At 63.3% G+C, this 22,208-nt stretch carries 14 protein-coding genes, 1 tRNA gene and 1 pseudogene; 9 read left to right on the plus strand and 7 right to left on the minus strand.

The window, feature by feature from the left end:
* Nucleotides 1–31: 31 nt before the first annotated feature.
* The gene (gene uvrA, locus ACODS5_RS21895) at nucleotides 32–2,866 is read right to left on the minus strand and encodes an excinuclease ABC subunit UvrA (RefSeq protein WP_489109633.1); all 2,835 of its coding nucleotides are present in this window, start codon (nucleotides 2,864–2,866) and stop codon (nucleotides 32–34) included.
* A 129-nt stretch (nucleotides 2,867–2,995) separates the two neighbouring features.
* Between uvrA and ACODS5_RS21900 the strand changes: the two genes are divergently transcribed.
* Both ACODS5_RS21900 and ACODS5_RS21905 read left to right on the plus strand, forming a co-directional pair.
* Nucleotides 2,996–4,390 (plus strand): MFS transporter, encoded by a 1,395-nt coding sequence (locus tag ACODS5_RS21900; RefSeq protein ID WP_489109634.1) that lies wholly within the window; start codon nucleotides 2,996–2,998, stop codon nucleotides 4,388–4,390.
* A 9-nt stretch (nucleotides 4,391–4,399) separates the two neighbouring features.
* Entirely contained in the window at nucleotides 4,400–4,948 is a 549-nt protein-coding gene (locus ACODS5_RS21905) for a single-stranded DNA-binding protein (protein WP_186662108.1), read from the plus strand.
* A 59-nt stretch (nucleotides 4,949–5,007) separates the two neighbouring features.
* On the opposite strand, the gene ACODS5_RS21910 is transcribed toward ACODS5_RS21905, so the two are convergent.
* The 6 genes and pseudogenes from ACODS5_RS21910 to ACODS5_RS21935 all read right to left on the minus strand — a co-directional run bounded on the left by ACODS5_RS21910 (nucleotide 5,008) and on the right by ACODS5_RS21935 (nucleotide 12,396).
* Complete coding sequence (locus ACODS5_RS21910; protein WP_489109635.1) at nucleotides 5,008–6,336, minus strand: TolC family outer membrane protein; 1,329 nt, start codon at nucleotides 6,334–6,336, stop codon at nucleotides 5,008–5,010.
* Entirely contained in the window at nucleotides 6,336–8,423 is a 2,088-nt protein-coding gene (locus ACODS5_RS21915; RefSeq protein ID WP_489109636.1) for a peptidase domain-containing ABC transporter, read from the minus strand. The genes ACODS5_RS21910 and ACODS5_RS21915 overlap by 1 nt, the downstream gene beginning before the upstream one ends.
* 37 nt (nucleotides 8,424–8,460) lie before the next feature.
* Nucleotides 8,461–9,618 carry a JmjC domain-containing protein gene (locus ACODS5_RS21920; protein ID WP_489109637.1) on the minus strand — a complete coding sequence of 386 codons (1,158 nt, stop codon included), beginning with the start codon at nucleotides 9,616–9,618 and terminating at the stop codon, nucleotides 8,461–8,463.
* Between the two features lie 811 nt (nucleotides 9,619–10,429).
* A complete protein-coding gene (locus ACODS5_RS21925; RefSeq protein ID WP_489109638.1) occupies nucleotides 10,430–10,741 on the minus strand; it encodes a hypothetical protein in 312 nt (103 codons plus the stop codon).
* A 277-nt stretch (nucleotides 10,742–11,018) separates the two neighbouring features.
* Nucleotides 11,019–11,183: pseudogene (locus ACODS5_RS21930) on the minus strand (LuxR C-terminal-related transcriptional regulator); the annotation flags it as partial.
* Between the two features lie 43 nt (nucleotides 11,184–11,226).
* Complete coding sequence (locus tag ACODS5_RS21935; RefSeq protein WP_489109639.1) at nucleotides 11,227–12,396, minus strand: HlyD family secretion protein; 1,170 nt, start codon at nucleotides 12,394–12,396, stop codon at nucleotides 11,227–11,229.
* Nucleotides 12,397–12,791: 395 nt separating this feature from the next.
* On the opposite strand from ACODS5_RS21935, the gene fdnG reads away from it, so the two are divergent.
* The 7 genes from fdnG (at nucleotide 12,792) to ACODS5_RS21970 (ending at nucleotide 21,987) form a co-directional block, all read left to right on the plus strand.
* Nucleotides 12,792–15,860 (plus strand): formate dehydrogenase-N subunit alpha, encoded by a 3,069-nt coding sequence (gene fdnG / locus ACODS5_RS21940; protein ID WP_489109640.1) that lies wholly within the window; start codon nucleotides 12,792–12,794, stop codon nucleotides 15,858–15,860.
* Nucleotides 15,860–16,810, plus strand: coding sequence for a formate dehydrogenase subunit beta (fdxH, locus tag ACODS5_RS21945; protein ID WP_186662106.1), 951 nt, complete (start codon nucleotides 15,860–15,862; stop codon nucleotides 16,808–16,810). Before fdnG ends, fdxH begins: the two co-directional genes overlap by 1 nt.
* Nucleotides 16,807–17,463, plus strand: coding sequence for a formate dehydrogenase subunit gamma (locus ACODS5_RS21950; RefSeq protein ID WP_489109641.1), 657 nt, complete (start codon nucleotides 16,807–16,809; stop codon nucleotides 17,461–17,463). The genes fdxH and ACODS5_RS21950 overlap by 4 nt, the downstream gene beginning before the upstream one ends.
* A gap of 4 nt (nucleotides 17,464–17,467) precedes the next feature.
* Nucleotides 17,468–18,394 carry a formate dehydrogenase accessory protein FdhE gene (gene fdhE, locus ACODS5_RS21955; RefSeq protein WP_489109642.1) on the plus strand — a complete coding sequence of 309 codons (927 nt, stop codon included), beginning with the start codon at nucleotides 17,468–17,470 and terminating at the stop codon, nucleotides 18,392–18,394.
* A gap of 140 nt (nucleotides 18,395–18,534) precedes the next feature.
* Nucleotides 18,535–19,962 (plus strand): L-seryl-tRNA(Sec) selenium transferase, encoded by a 1,428-nt coding sequence (selA, locus tag ACODS5_RS21960; RefSeq protein WP_134693411.1) that lies wholly within the window; start codon nucleotides 18,535–18,537, stop codon nucleotides 19,960–19,962.
* The gene (selB, locus tag ACODS5_RS21965; protein ID WP_489109643.1) at nucleotides 19,959–21,881 is read left to right on the plus strand and encodes a selenocysteine-specific translation elongation factor; all 1,923 of its coding nucleotides are present in this window, start codon (nucleotides 19,959–19,961) and stop codon (nucleotides 21,879–21,881) included. Before selA ends, selB begins: the two co-directional genes overlap by 4 nt.
* Nucleotides 21,882–21,891: 10 nt before the next feature.
* Nucleotides 21,892–21,987, plus strand: a tRNA-Sec gene (locus ACODS5_RS21970).
* Nucleotides 21,988–22,208 lie beyond the last annotated feature (221 nt).

Consider the following 22,208-nt stretch of genomic DNA (forward strand, 5'->3'; position numbering starts at 1 on the left):
CGTGAATGGGGCGCAAAGCGCCCCCAGTGTCTTATGCCCGATCCCGCTCCAGCAGCGGTTTCAAGTAATGCCCGGTGTAGGACTGCTTCGTCTCGGCCAGCTCTTCCGGCGTACCACAGGCAATGATCTGCCCACCCTTGGAGCCACCCTCCGGCCCCAGGTCGACCAGCCAATCGGCGGTCTTCACCACATCCAGGTTATGTTCGATCACCACCACGGTGTTGCCGTGGTCGCGCAGGCGGTGCAATACGTCCAGCAACTGCTGGATATCGGCGAAGTGCAGGCCGGTGGTGGGCTCGTCGAGGATATACAGGGTCTTGCCGGTATCGCGCTTGGACAGCTCGCGGGACAACTTCACGCGCTGCGCCTCGCCTCCCGACAAGGTGGTCGCCGACTGCCCCAGCTTGATGTACGACAAACCGACGTCCATCAAGGTTTGCAGCTTGCGCGCCAGCGCCGGCACCGCATCGAAGAACTCGCGGGCATCCTCGATGGTCATTTCCAGCACCTCGTGGATGTTCTTGCCCTTGTACTTGATCTCCAGGGTTTCGCGGTTATAGCGCTTGCTCTTGCACACATCGCACGGCACGTAGATGTCCGGCAGGAAGTGCATCTCCACCTTGATCAAGCCATCGCCCTGGCAGGCTTCGCAGCGGCCGCCCTTGACGTTGAACGAGAACCGCCCCGGGCCGTAGCCGCGGGAGCGTGACTCCGGGACGCCGGAGAACAGCTCGCGGATCGGTGTGAAGATGCCTGTGTAGGTCGCCGGGTTCGAGCGTGGGGTGCGGCCGATTGGGCTCTGGTCGATATCCACCACTTTGTCCAGGTGCTGCAGGCCATCCATGCTGCTGTGCGGCGCGGCCTCCAGGCTGCTTGCGCCATTCAGGGCGGTGGCAGCCAGCGGGAACAGGGTGTTGTTGATCAGGGTCGACTTGCCCGAGCCAGAAACCCCGGTCACGCAGGTCAGCAGGCCGATCGGGATCTCCAGGTCGACGTTCTGCAGGTTGTTGCCGCGCGCGCCCTTGAGCTTGAGTTGCAGCTTTTTGTTGCGCGGGGTGCGCTTGGCCGGCACGACGATCTTCTTGCGCCCGGACAGGTACTTGCCGGTCAGCGAGTCTGGGTGATCCATGACCTGCTGCGGCGAGCCCTCGGCGACGATCTGGCCGCCGTGCACCCCAGCGCCTGGGCCAATGTCGACCACGTAGTCGGCCAGGCGAATGGCGTCTTCGTCGTGCTCCACCACGATCACCGTGTTCCCCAGGTCACGCAGGTGGTTGAGGGTGGCCAGCAGGCGGTCGTTGTCCCGTTGATGAAGGCCGATGGACGGCTCGTCGAGGATGTACATCACCCCCACCAGGCCAGCACCGATCTGGCTGGCCAGGCGGATCCGCTGGGCTTCACCGCCAGACAGGGTATCGGCACTGCGGTCCAGGGTCAGGTAGTCGAGGCCGACGTTGACCAGGAACTGCAGGCGTTCGCAGATTTCCTTGAGGATCTTCGCCGCGATCTCGCCGCGCCGCCCGGTCAGGGTCAGTGCGCCGAAGTAGTTGCTGGCTTCGCCGATCGGCAGGTTGGTCACCGCCGGCAGGGTCTTCTCACCCACCCATACGTGGCGCGCTTCACGGCGCAGACGGGTGCCGCGGCAGTCCGGGCAGGGCTGGGTGCCGAGGAACTTGGCCAGCTCTTCGCGCACGGTGGCCGACTCGGTCTCGCGGTAACGGCGCTCCAGGTTCGGCACGATGCCTTCGAACGGGTGCGAGCGCTTGACAATATCGCCGCGGTCGTTGAGGTACTTGAAGTCGACGCTCTGCTTGCCGCTGCCATACAGGATGACTTTCTGGTGATCGGCCGAGAGCTGGCCGAACGGTTCTTCGAGGCTGAAGCCATAGTGCGCGGCCAATGAGCCGAGCATCTGGAAGTAATAGACGTTGCGCCGGTCCCAGCCGCGGATTGCGCCCTCGGCCAGGGTCAGTTCGGTATTCACCAGGCGCTTGGTGTCGAAGAACTGCTTCACGCCCAGGCCATCGCAGGTCGGGCAGGCGCCGGCCGGATTGTTGAAGGAGAACAGCTTGGGTTCCAGTTCGCTGATGGCGTGGCCGCAGACCGGGCAGGCGAAGCGCGCGGAGAAGATCATCTCCTCTGCGGGCTCATCGTCCATCGGTGCCACCAGGGCGATGCCGTCGGCCAGCTTGAGCGCGGTCTCGAACGATTCGGCCAGGCGCTGCTGCAAGTCGGCGCGGACCTTGAAGCGGTCCACCACCACGTCGATGCTGTGCTTTTTCTGCTTATCCAGCTTGGGCAACTCGTCCAGTTCGTAGAGCTTGCCGTTGACCCGGGCCCGCACAAAGCCCTGGGCACGCAGTTCATCGAACACCGCCAGGTGCTCGCCCTTGCGCTCGCGAATCACCGGCGCCAGCAGCATCAGCTTGCTGCCCTCGGGTTTTTCCAGCACCAGGTCGACCATCTGGCTGATCGTTTGCGCTTCCAGTGGAATATCGTGGTCCGGGCAGCGCGGCGTGCCGACCCGGGCATAGAGCAGGCGCAGGTAGTCGTAGATCTCGGTGATGGTGCCCACGGTCGAGCGCGGGTTGTGCGAGGTCGACTTCTGCTCGATGGAGATCGCCGGCGACAAGCCTTCGATGGTGTCGACGTCGGGCTTTTCCATCATCGACAGGAACTGCCGGGCATAGGCCGACAGCGACTCGACGTAGCGGCGCTGGCCCTCGGCGTACAACGTGTCGAAGGCCAGCGAGGACTTGCCGGACCCGGACAAGCCGGTGATCACGATCAGTTTGTCCCGGGGCAGGGTCAGGTCGATGTTCTTCAGGTTGTGGGTACGCGCCCCACGGATCAGGATCTTGTCCACTACGGCCTCGCTCGGCGGGCATAAACAAAGGAGTATACGGCGCGCTGCCATTACGCGGCAAAGCGTCGCGTATATGCCGTCAAGGCGTCGGACTGATAGAATCGCCGCCGGTTCACACGAGGTTAATCCATGCACGACACCCACAACGAGCGCATGAGCGGCAGCGAAACCCGCGCCGCGAGCGGCCTGGCCCTGGTCTTTGCCTTTCGTATGCTGGGCATGTTCATGGTGCTGCCGGTGCTGGCCACCTACGGCATGGACCTGGCCGGTGCCACCCCCGCGCTAATCGGTCTGGCGATCGGTGCCTATGGCCTGACCCAGGCGGTGTTGCAGATCCCGTTCGGGGTGATTTCCGACCGTATCGGCCGCCGTCCGGTGATCTACGTGGGATTGATCATCTTCGCCCTGGGCAGCGTGCTGGCGGCCCAGGCCGATTCGATCTGGGGCGTGATCGCCGGGCGTATCCTGCAGGGCGCCGGGGCGATTTCCGCGGCCGTCATGGCCTTGCTGTCCGACCTTACTCGTGAACAGCACCGGACCAAGGCCATGGCCATGATCGGCATGAGCATCGGCCTGTCGTTTGCCGTGGCAATGGTGGTCGGGCCACTGCTGACCCGCGCCTTTGGCTTGTCAGGATTGTTCCTGGCCACCGCAGGACTTGCCCTGGTCGGCATTGGTTTGATCGCCTTCGTCGTGCCCAGCTCGCACAGTGTGCTGAGCCATCGCGAGTCCGGTGTCGCCCGTCAGGCCCTCGGCCCGACCCTGCGCAATCCGGACCTTCTGCGCCTGGACATCAGCATTTTCGTGCTGCACGCCATCCTGATGGCCAGCTTCGTCGCGCTGCCCCTGGCCTTCGTCGAGCGTGGCGGGCTGCCCAAGGAGCAGCACTGGTGGGTGTACCTGACCGCGCTGCTGGTTTCATTTTTTGCAATGATCCCCTTCATCATCTACGGGGAAAAGAAGCGCAAGATGAAACGCGTGTTGCTCGGCGCGGTCAGTGTTCTGCTGCTGGTGGAGGTGTTCTTCTGGCAGTGGGCTGACAACTTGCAGGGACTGGTGATCGGCACCGTGGTATTCTTTACCGCATTCAACCTGCTGGAGGCATCCTTGCCTTCGCTGGTCAGCAAGGTATCGCCTGCCGGCGGCAAGGGGACGGCAATGGGGGTGTATTCCACCAGCCAGTTCCTCGGCGCCGCGCTGGGAGGCATCCTCGGTGGCTGGTTGTTCCAGCACGGTGGCTTGAGCATGGTGTTCCTGGGGTGTGCGGTGTTGTGCGTCCTGTGGTTGCTCACTGCGTTGCGCATGAACGAACCACCCTACGTGACCAGCCTGCGCATGCCATTGACGCCAGAAGCGGTCCGGGAAGCCGGGCTGACCGAGCGCTTGCTGGCCGTGCCGGGTGTGACCGACGCCGTGGTGGTGGCAGAAGAAGCCGCCATCTATATCAAACTGGATACGAAAATTTTGGACCGCGCGACCCTAGAGCGTCTGGTGAACCCAGCCGCTTCGGCGTGCGAAGCCTAGGAGAACGTTATGGCCCGTGGGGTTAACAAAGTCATTCTGGTCGGCACCTGCGGTCAGGATCCCGAAGTCCGCTACCTGCCCAACGGTAACGCCGTGACCAACCTGAGCCTGGCCACCAGCGAGCAGTGGACCGACAAGCAGTCGGGCCAGAAGGTCGAACGCACCGAGTGGCACCGTGTCTCGCTGTTCGGCAAGGTCGCCGAAATCGCCGGCGAATACCTGCGCAAGGGTTCGCAGTGCTACATCGAGGGCAAGCTGCAGACCCGCGAGTGGGAAAAGGACGGCATCAAGCGCTACACCACCGAGATCATCGTCGACATCAACGGCACCATGCAGCTGCTCGGCGGTCGCCCGCAGGGCCAGCAGCAGGGTGGTGACCCGTACAACCAGGGTGGCGGCAACTACAACCAAGGTGGTGGCCAGCAGCAACAGTACAACCAGGCCCCGCGTCAGCAGGCACCACGCCCGCAGCAGGCGCCGCAGCGCCCGGCGCCACAGCAGCCGGCTCCGCAGCCAGCCGCTGACTTCGACAGCTTCGACGACGATATTCCGTTCTGAGTCGCAAGTCTGCCTGAAGCGAGGAGCCCCTGAAACGCGAGTTTCAGGGGCTTTTTGTTTCAAGCGCCAGGTGCTGGCCAGTGTGGTGCGAGCAGCCGGTTGACCTCATGCAGGTCGCTTTCCATCAGGCCGCCCACGGCTGCCTTCAAGCGCAGCTGGGCCAGCAGGGTTTCGTAACGAGCTCGGGACAGCTGTCGCACGATATCGGTAAAACGCCCCTGGGCCTCCAGCACGTCGATGCTCACGCGCACCCCCACCCGGTACCCCAACCGGTTGGCCTCCAACGCCGACCTGGCTGAGATGCTCGCCGCCTCCAGCGCTTGTACCTCGGCCCTGCCATCGAGTACGCCCAGCCAGGCCTCGCGTACTTGCAACTGCGCGGTGCGCTTGGCTTCCTCGTACTGGGCCTCGCCCTGGGCACTCAATGCCTGGGCCTGGCGCACCGCCGAGCTGGGGCGGCCACCCGCGTACAGCGGCAGGCTCAGGCGCAGGCTGACACTTGTAAGGTCGCTGCGCGCTGCGCCGGTGTTCGGCTGCTGCTGTACCCCTTGGCTTGCCACCAGGTCGAGCGTAGGCAGGCGCTCGGCTTTGCGGCTGCGCACTTCGTTCTGGGCGATGGCCAGGCGCAAGGCCTGCGTCTGGACCTCGTAGGCGTCCTGCTGCGCCGCAGCCAACCAGGCGCCGATATCGGCGGGGTGCGGTGGGGCCAGGCTTACGCCCTCGCGCAGGCCCCGGAGGGGACCAGGGGTTCGGCCGATGATCCGTGCCAGCACGTGGCGGGCCAATTCGACCTGGCTGGCGGCCTTGATCGATGCAGCCAGGGCTGCGTCGGCGCTGGCCTGTGCCTCGTGCACGTCGGCAATGCTGACGTTGCCCAACTCGAAATGCTTGCGGGCGCTGGCCAGTTGCTGGGTACCGGCGGCGTGCTGCTGACGCAGGGCATCCACGCTTGCCTCCGCGCTCAGGATCGCGAAGTAGGCTTCGGCCACGCGCAGCAACAGCGCCTGGCGCGCTTCGTGATAGCGGCTGATGGCCAGGGCGGTTTGTTGGCTGCCCTGCTGGTACTGGACCCAGTTCTGCCAGCGGAACAGGGGTTGCACCAGTTGGATGCTGTAGGTCCGGCTCTGGCGGCGATGAGTCATCGCATCGTTGTCGAGCTGGTACTGGGTGCGGTTCCAGGCGTTCTGCGCCTGCAGAGAGAGTTCGGGCAGCAGGCTGGCGCGGGCTTGTACCTCGGCTTCCAGCCCTGCCTGGTGCTCGGCCTGGGCCGCCGACCATTGCTGGTCGTAGCGCAGGGCGTCCTGGTAAATGCTGAGCAGGTCGTCGGCATGGCTGGGTGGCGCCAGGCCCCACAGGGTCAAGGCGAGCAGGCATGCGGCAAAGAGCATCAGGCAGGCTCCGGCAGGGCTACGCGCCGCCAGTTCTCGACGATCGCCCCTTTCTCAAGGCGCACCACGCGGCTGGCCAGGGCAATGGTTTCCTGGCGATGGGCAATGCTGACGCGGGTCATGTGCATGCGTTGCATGGCTTTTGCCACGCATTGCTCACTGTGCAGGTCCAAGTGGCTGGTGGCTTCGTCCAGGGCCAGTATCTTCGGTTGCTTGTACAGCGCCCTAGCCAGTAGCAAGCGTTGTCGCTGGCCGCCGGACAGGCCGCTGCCCATCTCCGCCACCAGGGTCTGGTAGCCCATGGGCATCTGGCTGATCGTGTCGTGGATATGGGCATGCCGCGCCGCCGTTTCGATCCCGCCCTGATCGGCGTGAGGGTCGAAGCAGGCGATGTTTTCGGCGAGGGAGCCGGCCAGCAGATGGTCATCCTGCATCACCGCGCCCACCAGGCCGCGTAGCCCCTCGACTCCCAGTTGGCGCACAGGGATGTCGCCGATCCGTATTTCGCCTTCGGTGGGTTGCAGCAGGCCGAGCATCAGTTTGAACAGCGTGGACTTGCCGCAGCCCGATGCGCCGACGATCGCCAGCGAGTCGCCGGCAGCAATGGTCAGGGACAGGTTGCGCAGGATCCACGGCTCCCCCTCGGCATAGCGGAAGGAAACATCCCGGAACTCCAGGCAGGGCTCGATGCGCTGCACGTCGGTTTCCAACTGCGCCCATGCTTCGGCGGGTTCCAGAGCGATATCCGCCAGGCGTTCGGCATGCAACGACAGCATCCTGATCTCGACTCCCAGGTCGATCAGCTTGCTGGCGCGCCCGGTGAACTGGCTCTTGTAGGCCAGGAATGCGAGCAACATGCCCAGCGACAGGCCACCCTCCAGCACCGCCAGGCCGCCGATATACAGCAACAACATGCCTTCGATGCCGAAGATCAGAGTATTGAGGCTGGCGAATGCCAACAGCATCTTCTGGGTGGCGACGTCGCGATTCTGTACATCGGCCAGCAGGTTCTGCCAGGTGGCCAGGCGCGCCGAAGTCATGTTGAACAGCTTCAGTGGCATGACTGTGCGGATAGTTTCGAGGAAGTACGAATTCTCACGGGCGGCCAGCACGATTCGTTCTTCCGAGGCATTGCGCAAGGGGTGGTAGAACGCCAGGCGCAGGGCCGCGTACAGCAGCACCGCCACCCCGACGATGCCGGTCAGCGTGGTGCTGTACAGCAGCATCATGCCCAAGGTGATGAAGGTGACCAGGGCATCCAGCACCACGGTGACGGCACCATTGGTGAAGACCGTGCGAATGGCCGCCAGCGACTGGAAACGCGCGGTGATGTCCCCCAGCTGGCGCTTTTCGAAGAACGGCCAGGGCAGGCGCAACAAGTGGCTGAAGAGGTTGCCTGACCATTGCAGTGCCAGTTGCTGGTTGAGGCGCAGGTTCATCCAGCCTCGGGCCATGCGCAGGGCGAAGTCGACCAGCAGTAACAGGCAGCCCCCCATCACGGCCAGCAGCAACAAGTGGCGGTCGGCGGAAACCAGGGCGCCGTCGACCACCCACTGTGTGACTTGGGGCGCGAGCAGGGCCACCACTTCCAGCGCCAGGGCCAGCACCAGGATGTTGCCCAGCGCACGCTTGAGTCCCCGTACCCGACCGGTCAACGCCCTCAGCCGCAGGCGCGGCTTGCGCTGGGCGGGCACGAATTCGGCGTTGGGCGAAAGCTCCAGGGCCACCCCGGTAAAGTGCCGAGAGGCTTCTTCCAACGTGATCATCTGGCGGCCCCGGGCGGGATCGAGAATCACCAGGCGGCCGGCCTTGAACGCCTCCAGCACCACGAAATGGTTCAGGTTCCAGTGCAGGATGCAGGGGGTACGCAGCTGGCGGATTTCCTCCAGCTCAAGGCGCAGTGGCCGGCAGGTAAACGCCAGGTGCTGAGCATGGCGGATCAGCTGCGCCAGGCTGGTGCCCTTGCTTGAAACGGCAAAGCGCCGGCGCAGGGTCGCCAGGTCCAGATGCAGGCCGTGGGTGGCGGCGATCATCACCAGACAGGCCAGGCCGCATTCCTGGCTTTCGGCCTGCAGGGTCACGCGCATGGTCTGAAAATTCTGACTGTAGATGGCGGCATGCTGTTCATGGGCGGCTCAACTCCAGGATGTCTTGGCGGCACAGGTCGTGAATCAAGGTTCGAAGTTTGCTGGTGGGCATGTCGGCGAGGACCGCGATCAGTTGGTCCAGACGGACTCCCGGCTGGTCATCGATGCAGCGCACCACGCGCAACGCCGATTCATCCAGGGTGATTCGAGAACCATTGGCGATCAGGTGGCCCTGAGCGATCGACGCGGTGCGGTTGGCGGCAAGTCGTAACTGGGCATCATCTGGTAAAGGTGCCATGACGGGGCTGCCGAAGAGATCTATGGCCAGCGGCGTATCGATACGTTGAGTCGCGTCAAAAGCCTCCATGAACTGTTGGTAGTGATCAGGATCGGTGAGGCGTTCGGTCAGATGGGCGGCGAGTGTCGATAAGTTGTCGTGATCGTGCTCGAAGCTGCTCATCGACTGGCGCGCAGCCAGTAGCTCCGGGAGCTTTTGCGTTGTCCAGTGCAGGTAATCCAGGGTGTTGGCTGGAAAGGTGCCGACGGAAAGATGGAAGGTTTCTTCCTCGAAGGGCAGCGGGTTGTGCCACCAGCCTCGCGGCAGGTAAAGGATGTCGCCTGGCTCGAGGACAAGATCCATGCAGGGCACGGTTGGGCAGGGATAGTCATGCTCCAGGTCTTTGCTCTGCTGCATGAACAATGGCTCGGCGAAACTTGGCGGGTAGATGAGCCAGCGTTTGCGACCGATCAGCTGGATGGCGAATATGTCCCGGGTGTCCCAGTGGGTCTGGAAGGATGCCTGGCGGCCGAAGGCGGCATACACGCTGCTGACGGTTTGCCGGCCCGTGAAGTGCGCCACCTGGCGGGCCAGGGCGTGGATCTTGGGTTCGTTGACGAGCTTGTTGGCGATCAGGGTCGCGCCATTCTTGAGACGCTCATAGACCGCCGACTTGATCAGGCGGTGCCTGACCATGCCGACGTCATAGAAGGTTTCGATGTACTCCTGCTTGGGGACCAGGCCGTTGTGGAGGATCTTGAAGTCGTCTGTATCAATAGACGCTCGCTCGATGATCTCATTGGCGTCGGGCCAGGAAAAAGATAGCGGTGTGCGAATGGCGTTACTGATTAAGAGAGGCGATTTACCTTGATGCAGGCTAGTGAAATCGTGCTTGGTGATTTTGAAGTCAATAATCATGGTTGTCGGTATGAAAAGGTATCTTGAGGCCGGTGTTTGGAGAGTTAACTATGTGTGGGTGGTGTGTGGTCTAGTTTTTCAGGCATAGATGATTGAGCAACTGATGTTGGGTGTCACTAAGCGGTTGTAGTTTGTTTCGGCAGCATCCAGCCCAAGGTTTATCACTCCATCCATCATTCCCCAGTAAAACTAATTTCTCCGAGTCGTATGAAAGCTGTGGTATTGGCATGGACTCCAGCAAGTTCGCCAATTATTCGATTGGTCGGATTGCCTGGGAGGGAATGTATTTCTGTTTTTAGTGAGATGAAAGTTATTTAAAGTTTCTTTCGTTAGTTTGTCAGTCCGAGTAAGGAGTCTAGGGCTTGTGAGTAAGTGTTTGTGATGTGGGCAGCAATTATGGCAGGCGCCCCGGTGAGCAACGAAAGTTCTAGAGGCTCTGGGATTCTTGGTTTAAATATCAGAAGAAGTATCTTTATTAGGATGCAGCTTATCAGTGCTGCGCCTACTGTAAGACTGAGTCTGATTGCTTCAAGGGGCTCCATGTCTATCATTCGACTACGCCTAAAGCGATGGCCAGTGCGGGTGAAAATTTATCGGCGATGTGGAGCGCTGTTAATGTGGATAAGGTGATGGCGAATGGAAGATATAATGGGTCTGATATGTCTCTGTTGAAGCAAAAAAACATGTACTTTGTTGCGAGCAGGATTGTCAGGCTTGCGCCTATCGTGAGTGAAAATTTTAATGCGCTTAACGCATCCATATTTTAATTATCCATGGCTGATGGTGAGCATTGGGAATGTGATTTTTACTGCTATCGGTTGTAGTTAGTCCCGGCGGCATTCATCCAGTTACTCATCATCCCGCCTGCCATACCGCTGTAAAAACTGACCTGTGTGCCTGCGATAGCTCCGGCAGCAACGGCTGGCGCACTCGCAGGGCCTGCTATGAAGCCGCTGATGGCACCTGCCGCTACAGTCGTTGCGAAACCATTCATTGAGCCTTCACCTGTCATGCTTTGGTACCCGATGTAGCCGGCCCCGGCGATGGCTGCATTGACAACAGCTCCGGGGACACCGTACCCGCCTGCGATCAGCTCGAGTTCTTCGATTAGTAAATCCTTCATGGCGTGTCTCCTGAAATATGGGGTAGCAGGTAGTCGTTTAACTTTGGTTGAGTCGTTTGGTGTAAATCTGATTTGAACATAGTGTCCCGATCGGATAATTCGCTAATCTACATGCCCCTGGAATTGTTGGGCGAAACCAATTAGGTAGATAAACGAATTAACCTTTCGGGGCGCTGGATCTTTAAGTTTGATTTTCAGGACGAGTTGAGTTGTAATGCTGCACTCGTTTGATACGCCTTCATATCCGACAGATGTCGTGGTGGCCGAATAGTTGCGCAGCCATCAACAGCGAGCGCGAGCGCGTACCGTGTTTGCGCAGCAGTGCTGACACATGGTCGCGTACCGTGTAATCGCTGATCTGTAAATCAAGCGCGATCTGCTTGTTGCTCTTGCCGAGCAACAGCAGTCGCAGTACGTCCGATTCGCGTGGCGTCAAGTTCATCGTTCCCTCGCAATAGGTTATGCATTGCCCTCACCGGCAATGTTCAATTCCGCAACCGTCCGGTTATTGAATACAATGGCTCCAGCGCCCATTCATACAGTCGGCGTCGGTCCTGGACGACATCCGCCTCCAGCAACATGCCTGCTTGTAATGGTTGGTCATGCCCATAGACTTTGATGTTGCTCGAATCGAGCGCCACCGTGACGCCATAGAACAGTTCAATTGGCCCGCCCTGACCTTGCAGCGATGGGGCAATATGCGCTGGTAGTTCCTGGGCGGCGTAAGGGCTTTTGGTGATACTCAGCACACGACCTCGGGCCATGCCGAATTTCTGGTAGGGATACGCGGCGTAGCGCATCAGCACCGGCTGCCCAGGTTCGATAAACCCGGCCTGGCGGGATGCCGCGTACAAATGAGCGCTCAGGTTCACCCCTTGGGGCAGCAGGCTAGCGAGCACTGCCCCCGCGTTGACTTGCTGTCCAACTTGCACGTTCAAGCCGGTCACGGTCCCGGCATGGGGGGCGACCATCCTCGTTTCGCTGCGGGCCTGGTTTTCTGCCTGCTCTTGCCTGATCTGGGCAATGGCGCCCTCCACGTCGCTCGTCTCGTCGCGGTGGTGCAGGCCTGCTTCCTGCTGTTGAGCCTGCAGCCCCGTGCGTTCGCGCTCCAGGCTGGCACGGGCACGTTGGCTGGCCTGGCGCTGGCCTTGGAGGGCCAGTAGCTCGCCCTCGGCAGTCTGCAACTGGGCGGTGGCGATAAAGCCGGCGGCCGCCAGCTGCTGCTGACGGTCCAGGTGCGCCTGGGCCAGTTGCCCCCGTCGTTTCAGTAGGCGATGCTCTTCGCTGAACTGGCGAAGCTCGCTGTTGATGGTGGTGAGGCGACTGTCGAGCATCCGTCGTTGCCCCGCCAAGCGCTCGTCGGCCTGGGCCTGGCGCCTCGCCAGTACCTCGAGGCGCTTTTGCAACTGCTCGGCGATCAGTGCCTGCGTGTCACCTAGCCCTGATTGACGTTCCCCGGAGATCACGGCCAGCAGGTCGCCTTGGGCGACTTGTTGACCCTCCACTGCGAGAACCTCGGTGAGGCGCCCGCTTGTTGGCGCGCTCAGGCGCAACATCCCTTGCTCGGGCATCAACAGGCCGTGCAGCGTGGCCTTTCGCGTGTAGCTGGCGAAGTAGCCGAACGTGATGATCAGGATCACCAGCAGCCCGGCCAACAGCGCAAGCAACCGGTAGCTAAGGGGTTGGTCGACAAGGACGTGGCCGAGGTGTTGTTGTCGCGTTGCGTGAATGGCTTCTGGTCGAAACAGAGGGCGGGAGGGCAGTGGCGGGGAGGGCATCGGCTGGCGAAATCTGGGACCTGTGGGTTTGCAGCAGCAAATTAGCGACTGCGCCCGCGAGCCGATGCCGTCCAACACGCCCGAACAGGTAGGAAGGCTCTGTGTGGTCCGTGGTCCACGGCGGCGACCCTCACCCAAACCATGACCCATGTCATCGCACTTCCATGATTCTTGGCTAGTCTTAACGATTGGCGGTATCCGCATACCGCCACCGTGAAGTCCCTGAGGCGCCGGCCACGTCCCGCGCGCCCGAACCTGATCAGGAGTGCACGATGGACCTCAACCGTCGGCAATTCTTCAAGGTCGCCGCCGTCGGCCTTGGAGGCTCGAGCCTTGCGGCGTTGGGCATGGCCCCGACCCCTGCGTTCGCCGAGCAGGTGCGCCACTTCAAGCTGGCGCACACCAAAGAAACCCGTAACACCTGCCCCTACTGCTCGGTCGGCTGCGGCCTGATCATGTACAGCCAGGGTGACGCGGGCAAGAACGTCAAGCAGAACATCATCCACATCGAAGGCGACGCGGACCATCCGGTCAACCGCGGCACCCTGTGCCCGAAAGGCGCTGGCCTGCTGGACTTTATCCACAGCCCCAACCGCCTGATGTACCCCGAGGTACGCAAGCCGGGCAGCAACGAGTGGACCCGCATCGAGTGGGACGAAGCCCTCGACCGCATCGCCGACCTGATGAAACAGGACCGCGATGCCAACTTCATCGAGAAGAACGCCCAGGGCCAGACGGTCAACCGCTGGCTGACCACAGGCTTTCTTGCCGCGTCCGCCGCTTCCAGCGAAGCGGGCTACCTGACGCACAAGGTGATCCGTTCGCTAGGCATGCTGGGGTTCGACAACCAGGCGCGTGTCTGACACGGCCCGACGGTGGCAAGTCTTGCCCCGACGTATGGCCGTGGCGCGATGACCAATCACTGGTCCGATATCGCCAACGCAAACCTGGTCCTGGTGATGGGCGGCAACGCCGCTGAAGCGCACCCGTGCGGCTTCAAGTGGGTGACCGAAGCCAAGGCGCACAACAAGGCGCGGCTGATCGTGGTCGACCCGCGGTTCACCCGTACCGCCTCGGTGGCCGATTACTACGCGCCGATTCGCACCGGCAGCGACATCGCCTTCATGGGCGGGCTGATCAACTACCTGCTGAGCAACGACAAGATCCAGCACGAGTACGTGCGCAACTACACCGATGTGTCGTTCATCGTCAAAGAGAGCTATGGCTTCGAGGACGGGCTGTTCAGCGGCTACGACGCGGCCAAGCGTGTGTATGCCGACAAGTCTGGCTGGGGCTATGAGCTGGGCGAGGACGGTTTTGCCAAGGTCGACCCGACCCTGCAGCATCCGCGCTGCGTCTATCAGTTGATGAAGCAGCACTACAGCCGCTATACCCCGGAACTGGCGAGCATGACCTGCGGCATGCCGCAGGATCAGATGATGAAAGTCTGGGAAGAGATCGCCACCTGCTCGGTACCGGGCAAAACCATGACGATCCTCTATGCCCTGGGCTGGACCCAGCACTCCATCGGCGCGCAGATCATCCGCAGCGCGGCCATGGTGCAGTTGCTGCTGGGCAACGTCGGCATGCCGGGCGGCGGGGTCAACGCCCTGCGCGGTCACTCCAACATCCAGGGCCTGACCGACCTGGGCCTGCTGTCCAACTCGCTGCCGGGCTACCTCACCCTGGCCGGCGACGCCGAGCAGGACTACGCCAGCTATATCGACAAGCGCGCCTCCAAGCCGCTGCGCCCCGGGCAGCTATCGTACTGGCAGAACTACGGCAAGTTCCACGTCAGCCTGATGAAGGCCTGGTACGGCGCCAATGCCACCGCCGAGAACAACTGGGGCTACGACTGGCTGCCCAAGCTCGACGTGCCGGCCTACGACGTGCTGCGCATGTTCGAGATGATGGGCCAGGGCAAGGTCAACGGCTACATGTGCCAGGGCTTCAACCCGATCGCCGCGTTGCCGGACAAGAACCGCGTCACCGCCGCGCTGGCCAAGCTCAAGTGGCTGGTGATCATGGACCCGCTGGCCACCGAGACCTCCGAGTTCTGGCGCAACGCCGGCCCGTTCAACGACGTCGACACGGCCAATATCCAGACCGAAGTGATCCGCCTGCCCACCACCTGCTTCGCCGAGGAGGATGGCTCGCTGGTCAACAGCAGCCGCTGGTTGCAGTGGCACTGGAAGGGCGCCGACGGTCCGGGCCAGACCCGCACCGACGTGCACATCATGAGCGAGCTGTTCCTGCGCCTGCGCAAGCGTTACCAGGCCGAGGGCGGAGCGTATCCCGAGCCGATGCTCAACATCAGCTGGCCGTACAAGGTGCCAGAGGAGCCTTCGCCCGAGGAACTGGCCAAGGAGATGAACGGCTGGGCGGTCAGCGACCTCACCGACCCGAGCGGCGCCACGCTCAAGGCCGGGCAACAGCTCGCCGGCTTCGGCCAGATGAAGGACGACGGCAGCACCGCGTCGGGCTGCTGGATTTTCGCTGGCTGTTGGACCGAGCAGGGCAACCAGATGGCCCGGCGCGACAACAGCGACCCGTACGGCATGCACCAGGTGCAGAACTGGGCCTGGGCCTGGCCGGCCAACCGGCGCATTCTCTACAACCGCGCCTCCAGCGACCCGCAAGGCAAGCCGTGGGACCCAGAGAAGAAGCGCCTGGTGTGGTGGAACGGCAAGGCCTGGACCGGCACCGACGTGCCCGATTTCAAGGTCGACTCGCCGCCCGAGGCAGGGATGAACCCGTTCATCATGAACCCTGAGGGCGTGGCGCGCTTCTTCGCCATCGACAAGATGGCCGAGGGGCCGTTCCCCGAGCACTACGAGCCGTTCGAGACGCCGATTGGCATCAACCCTTTGCACCCGCAGAACAAGAAGGCCATCAGCAACCCGGCCGGGCGGATCTTCGATTCGGTGTGGGACACCCTCGGTACGCACGACGAGTTCCCGTATGCGGCGACCACCTACCGGTTGACCGAGCACTTCCACTTCTGGAGCAAGCATTGCCGGCTCAACGCCATCGCCCAGCCCGAGCAGTTCGTCGAGATCGGCGAGGTGCTGGCCAATGAGAAAGGCATCAAGGCCGGTGACCGGGTGCGGGTGTCGAGCAAGCGCGGGCATATCGACGCGGTGGCGGTGGTGACCAAGCGGATCCGTCCGCTGCAGGTCAACAACCAGACCGTGCACCAGATCGGCATACCGTTGCACTGGGGCTTCACCGGCACCACGCGGCACGGCTACCTGACCAACACCCTGGTGCCGTTCCTCGGCGATGGCAACACGCAGACGCCGGAGTCCAAGTCGTTCCTCGTCAAAGTGGAGAAACTCTGATGGCCAGCCAAGACATCATCGCCCGCTCGGCCACCACCACCGTGCCGCCCTCGGTACGCCAGCAGCAGGAAGTCGCCAAGCTGATCGACACCACCAAGTGCATCGGCTGCAAGGCCTGCCAGGTGGCGTGCTCGGAGTGGAACGAACTGCGTGACGAGGTTGGCCACAACCACGGCACCTACGACAACCCCCAGGACCTCTCCGCCGAGACCTGGACCCTGATGCGCTTCACCGAGCACGAGCGCGACGACGGCAACCTCGAGTGGCTGATCCGCAAGGACGGCTGCATGCACTGCGCCGAGCCCGGTTGCCTGAAGGCCTGCCCGAGCCCGGGGGCGATCATCAAGCACGCCAACGGCATCGTCGACTTCAACCAGGACCACTGCATCGGCTGCGGCTACTGCATCACCGGCTGCCCGTTCAATATTCCACGCATCTCGCAGAAGGATCACAAGGCGTACAAGTGCACCCTGTGCTCCGACCGCGTGACCGTGGGCCTGGAGCCGGCCTGCGTGAAGACCTGCCCGACCGGGGCGATCGTCTTCGGTACCAAGGACGAGATGAAGGTGCATGCCGACGAGCGCATCGTCGACCTCAAGTCGCGTGGGTACGAGAACGCCGGGCTGTACGACCCGGACGGGGTCGGTGGCACCCATGTGATGTACGTGCTGCACCACGCCGACACCCCACGGATCTACGCCGGCTTGCCGGACCAACCGGTGATCAGCCCGTTGGTGGGGCTGTGGAAGGGCTTCACCAAGCCGCTGGCGCTGCTGGCCATGGGCGCGGCGGTGGTGGCCGGGTTCTTCCACTATGTACGGGTGGGGCCGCAGCGGGTCGAGGAGGACGAGCATCCAGCGCCTGTGGATAACAGCGTGCACCAGGTGGATCCGGCGGTGCATGTCTATGATCCGAAGCGCCCGGGCGGCGAAGGGGAGCAGCGGCCATGAGCGACAACAAACCGATCCTGCGCTACAACGCCAACGAGCGCAGCAATCACTGGGTGGTGGCGATCCTGTTCGTGCTGGCCGGGTTGTCTGGGCTGGCGCTGTTCCATCCGGCGCTGTTCTGGCTCAGCCACCTGTTCGGCGGCGGGCCCTGGACGCGGATTCTCCACCCGTTCATCGGCGTGGCGATGTTCGTGTTCTTCCTGGGCCTGGTGCTGCGGTTCTGGCGCGCCAACTTCATCAGCGCCAATGACCGCCTGTGGCTACGGCGGATTGACCGGGTGATGCTGAACAAGGAAGAAGGCGTGCCGCCGATCGGCAAGTACAACGCCGGGCAGAAGTTGCTGTTCTGGACCCTGCTGGCGTGCATGCTGGTGCTGCTGGTCAGTGGCGTGGTGATCTGGCGCGTATATTTCAGCCATTGGTTCGGCATCGACCTCATTCGTCTGTCTGCGTTGCTGCATGCGCTGGCGGCGTTCGTGCTGATCCTCAGCATCATCGTGCACATCTATGCCGGGATCTGGATCAAGGGCTCGATCGGCGCCATGCTGCATGGCTGGGTCAGCCGCGCCTGGGCACGCAAGCATCATGAACTCTGGTACCGGGACGTGACCGGCGACAAGTCGCCGCACAACCATGGTGGAAAAGAAGGATGACCGTTTGAGCACGATTCTCGAACCCGGGCAGATCGAAGCGTCGGCAGTGATGCCGCCGTTTCTGCACCTGCCGCCCGCCAACCTGTTCGCACTGCGCGCCGTGCGCCTGGAGTATCTGGCCGAGGGCAACGCCCTCGGCGATTACCTGCGGCTGGTGGCGCGGTTGTGCCGCATTCAGCAGCAGCTTGTGGATAACCCACCCGGCGCCTTGCCGGTGGCCGACGAACGCCAGCGCCTGTGTATAAGTCATGGCCTGCCGCCCTTGGCGGCGGACAGCCTGGTACGCGAAGGGCCTTGGCTGGTCTGGCTGCAGGCGCTGCTGGAGCGCTTCAGGAACGAGCCCGAGGGGCCGTTGGCCGATGCCGTGCGCAGTTTGCGTGAGGCTGATGAGGCTCGGCGCAAGGGCTGGGGCATTGCCTTGCTTGGCGGCCAGTACGACGCGGTGCCCGCAGCCTTGGTGCCGTTGATTGGTGCCGCGTTGCAGGCGGCCTGGTCCAGTTGGTTGCTGGCGCTGCCGGAGCCGGAGCTCAAGCCGGCCGGTAGCCTGGCCCAATGCCCGGCCTGCGGCTCGCCGGCCATGGCCGGGGTGGTGCGCAACCGCGGCAAGCACAATGGCCTGCGTTACCTGGCCTGCTCGTTGTGCAGTTGCGAATGGCATGTGGTGCGGGTCAAGTGCGTGTATTGCGAGTCGAGTAAGGACTTGCGCTACAGCAACCTCGAGGATGATCGCCACACGCCGGGCAAGGCGCCACTGCGTGCCGAGTGTTGCCCAGGGTGCCAGGCCTACCTCAAGCAGAGCTACCTGGAAAACGACGCCGCCGCCGAACCGATGGCCGACGACCTGGCCAGCCTGGCGCTGGATATGCGGCTGGACGAGGAGGGCTTCCAGCGCCTGGCGCCGAACCTGCTGCTGGCACCTGGAGGGGGTTAGCGGGCTACACTGCAATACCGAGTTACCCCCGTTCGCCGGCTAGGCCGGCTCCTACAACCGGCGACGCTTAGCCTTGTAGGAGCCGGCCTAGCCGGCGAAAGGGCCAGAACAGACAACGGATCAGTCATAGGTAGTACCGCATGTCTTCCAGCCTCGCCAGCGACACCCCACGCCTGCCGTCCATCGACACCCTGCTGCGCCACCCCGCCTGCCAGCCCTTGCTCGAACGCCATGGCCGCGACGCCACGCTGGCCGCCCTGCGGCAACTGCTCGACGACCTGCGCGAGCCGGCCCGCCTGGGCCAGCTGAGTGCCGTGGAGTTGGCTGCCGAAGTGCTGCTCGGTCGCGCCGGCGAGCGCTTGGCTATTCAGCAGCGCAGCCAGGTACGCCGGGTGTTCAACCTCACCGGCACGGTACTGCACACCAATCTCGGTCGCGCGCTGTTGCCCGAGGAAGCGGTCGAGGCCATGCAGACCGCCGCCCGCTACCCGCTCAACCTGGAGTTCGACCTGGCCACCGGCAAGCGGGGCGACCGCGACGACCTGATTGAAGGCCTGATCCGCGAGCTGACCGGCGCCGAAGCCGTCACCGTGGTCAACAACAACGCCGCCGCCGTGCTGCTGGCGCTCAACAGCCTGGGCGCGCGCAAGGAAGGGGTGATTTCCCGCGGCGAGCTGATCGAGATCGGCGGCGCCTTCCGCATCCCCGACATCATGGCCCGCGCCGGGGTGAAGCTGCACGAGATCGGCACCACCAACCGCACCCACGCACGCGACTACGAAGCCGCGATCAACCCGCGCACTGGCCTGCTGATGCGTGTGCATTGCAGCAACTACAGCATCCAGGGTTTCACCACCCAGGTGGCCACCGCCGAGCTGGCGCGCATTGCCCACCAGCATGAGCTGCCGCTGCTCGAGGACCTGGGCAGCGGCAGCTTGCTCGACCTCACCCGCTGGGGCCTGCCGGCCGAGCCGACGGTGCGCCAGGCCCTGGTCGACGGCGCCGATATCGTCACCTTCAGCGGCGACAAGCTGCTCGGCGGCCCCCAGGCGGGGATCATCGTCGGGCGCAAGGAACTGATCGCGAAGATCAAGAAGAACCCGCTCAAGCGCGCCTTGCGGGTGGACAAGATCACCCTGGCGGCGTTGGAGGCGGTCTTGCAGCTCTACCGCAACCCCGACCGCCTGGCCGAGCGCTTGCCCAGTTTGCGCCTGCTGACCCGACCGCAAGCCGAGATCGCCGCCCAGGCCGAGCGCCTGGCGCCGGCCTTGGCGACGTGCCTGGGCGCGCAGTGGGTCGTCACGGTCGAAACGGCCCTGGGCATGATCGGCAGCGGCAGCCAGCCGGTGGCACGCCTGCCCAGCGCGGCGCTGTGCCTGCGCCCGCAGGTGTCGAAGAAGTTGCGTGGCCGTAGCCTGCATGTGCTGGAGCGCGCCTTGCGCGAGCTGCCGGTGCCAGTGCTGGGGCGCATCGATGACGATGCCCTGTGGCTCGACCTGCGCCAGCTGGACGACGAGGCCCAGTGGCTGGCGCAACTACCAGCGCTGCAATTAGGGCCGGTGCAGTGATTGTCGGTACCGCCGGGCATATCGACCATGGCAAGACCACGCTGCTCCAGGCCCTTACCGGCCAGGCCGGGGACACGCGCCAGGAAGAGCGGGCCCGGGGCATGACCATCGACCTCGGTTACCGCTATGCGGCACTGGCAGAGGGGGCGCCGCTGACCGGTTTTATCGATGTGCCCGGGCATGAGCGTTTTATCCACAACATGCTGGCTGGCGCCCATGGTATCGACCTGGTGTTGCTGGTGGTGGCCGCTGACGATGGGGTGATGCCGCAGACGCGTGAGCACCTGTCGATCATCGAGCTGCTGGGCATTCCCCAGGCGCTGGTGGCGATCAGCAAGTGCGACCGGGTGGAGCCGGCGCGGCTGGCCGAGGTGCAGGCCCAGGTCGCTGAACTGCTGGCGCCAGGCCCCTATGCGGGGGCGGCGCAGTTCGTGTTGTCGAGTGTCAGCGGCGAGGGCGTCGGGGCCCTGCGCGATGCCTTGTTGGCCGCGGCGGCCAAGATACGCCAGCGCAGCGCGCGCGGTGGTTTTCGTCTAGCCGTGGACCGAGCGTTCGCGGTATCCGGCGCAGGTCTGGTGGTCACCGGCACGGCCTTGGCCGGGCAGGTCAGTGCCGGCGATACCTTGCTGCTGGGCAAGGCCGGCAAACCGGTGCGGGTGCGCGGCCTGCACGCGCAGAACCAGGCGGCTCTGGTGGCTGAAGCCGGGCAACGGGTGGCATTGAACATCAGCGGGGAGCGGCTGGCGGTCGAGCAGGTACATCGGGGTGACTGGCTGCTGCCGGCATGGCTGCATGCCCCGAGCGTGCGGGTTGATATCGATTTGACGCTGTTGCCGGGCGAGACCCGTACATTCGAGCATTTCAGCGCCGTGCATGTGCATCTGGGTACCCAGGATGTCACCGCCCGGGTGGCGTTGCTCGAAGGCGAAAGCCTGCGTGCAGGCCAACGCATGTTCGCCCAGTTGTTGCTCAATGCGCCGTTGCAGGCGGTGCATGGCGATCGCCTGGTGCTGCGCGACCAGCGGGCCCAGCGCACCTTGGGTGGTGGCCGGGTGCTCGACCCGTTCGCGCCTAGCCGGCAGCGTCGCAGCGAGGCGCGTCTGCGCCAGTTGCAGGTATTGCGCGAGGCCGAGGATCTCGAACAGGCCCTACCGGCCTTGCTCGAGGCCGCCCCAGGCGGGCTCGACCCGCAGCGGTTGGAGCGCCAGTTCAATCGCTTGCGCGATACCTGGCGGTTGCCAGAGCAAGTGTTGGTGGTCGCCACCCGTCAGGGCCAGTTGTTGTTCGATCGTGGCCAATGGCAGGCGCTCAAGCAGCAGGTGCTGGCGCGTTTGGCGCAGTTCCATGAGCAGGAGCCTGACCAGCTTGGCCCGGACCGTGATCGGCTGCGTCGATATACGGCTTTGCCGTTGGAGCGCCCGGCCTTCGTCAGCTTGTTGGATGAGTTGCTGGGCGAGGGCGCGATCAGCAGCAGCGGGCCTTGGTTGCACCTGCCTGCGCACAAGGTCCAGCTCAGTGCTGCCGATACGGCGCTGTGGGCTCGCCTGGAGCCGCTCTTGCTGGCGGGTGAGTTCGATCCGCCCTGGGTGCGGACCTTGGCTACCGAGGAACAGGTCCAGGAGGCCGAGGTGCGTTTGTTGCTGCGCAAGCTGGCGAGGTTGGGCGTATTGCACCAGGTGGTGCGTGATCTGTTCTACCCGGAGGCGACGCTAAGGCGCATGGCAGAGCTGTTGTTGCAGCAGGCGACGACATCGCCGATAGTGCAGGTGGCGGCATTTCGCGATATGTTGGGCATCGGTCGCAAGCGTAGCGTGCAGATTCTGGAGTACTTCGACCGTGTTGGCTTGACCCGCAGGGTCGCCGACCAGCGGCATATCCGCGCTGACAGTGCCTTGGCCCAGTTGCAGGCCAGGCCCTGACGATTTCTAAGGAAGGCAATCGCGCCCGGTGGCGCGGCCGGGCTTCAAACCCGGTTGGGGACGGCAGCCGTTCCCGGGCAGGTTCGACTCCCGCTGCCTTCCGCCATTTTATTTTTGACCTTGATTGCTCGCGATATAGGCTTGCTGACTTCAAGTTCATTCTGCAAGCGCGGATGGTCCCTTGTTTAATCATGTTGGTCGCGATCTTGAATTTTTATTCATTTAACCGCATCTGAAAATAATTAATACCCGCCCGCTCTTGCTCTTGCTCTGCTTTTGATTTTGCTTCTAAGCGCGCGATAGTTCAGGCAACACAAATTGCGACTT

The sequence above is a fragment of the Pseudomonas sp. FG47 genome (genome assembly GCF_057809115.1).

Coding starts and splice junctions, on each gene's coding strand:
- ACODS5_RS21900 (WP_489109634.1), top strand. CDS start 2,996: ATGCACGACACCCACAACGAGCGCATGAGCGGCAGCGAAACCCGCGCC.
- ACODS5_RS21905 (WP_186662108.1), top strand. CDS start 4,400: ATGGCCCGTGGGGTTAACAAAGTCATTCTGGTCGGCACCTGCGGTCAG.
- ACODS5_RS21910 (WP_489109635.1), bottom strand. CDS start 6,336: ATGCTCTTTGCCGCATGCCTGCTCGCCTTGACCCTGTGGGGCCTGGCG.
- ACODS5_RS21915 (WP_489109636.1), bottom strand. CDS start 8,423: ATGCGCGTGACCCTGCAGGCCGAAAGCCAGGAATGCGGCCTGGCCTGT.
- ACODS5_RS21920 (WP_489109637.1), bottom strand. CDS start 9,618: ATGATTATTGACTTCAAAATCACCAAGCACGATTTCACTAGCCTGCAT.
- ACODS5_RS21925 (WP_489109638.1), bottom strand. CDS start 10,741: ATGAAGGATTTACTAATCGAAGAACTCGAGCTGATCGCAGGCGGGTAC.
- fdxH (WP_186662106.1), top strand. CDS start 15,860: ATGGCCAGCCAAGACATCATCGCCCGCTCGGCCACCACCACCGTGCCG.
- ACODS5_RS21950 (WP_489109641.1), top strand. CDS start 16,807: ATGAGCGACAACAAACCGATCCTGCGCTACAACGCCAACGAGCGCAGC.
- selA (WP_134693411.1), top strand. CDS start 18,535: ATGTCTTCCAGCCTCGCCAGCGACACCCCACGCCTGCCGTCCATCGAC.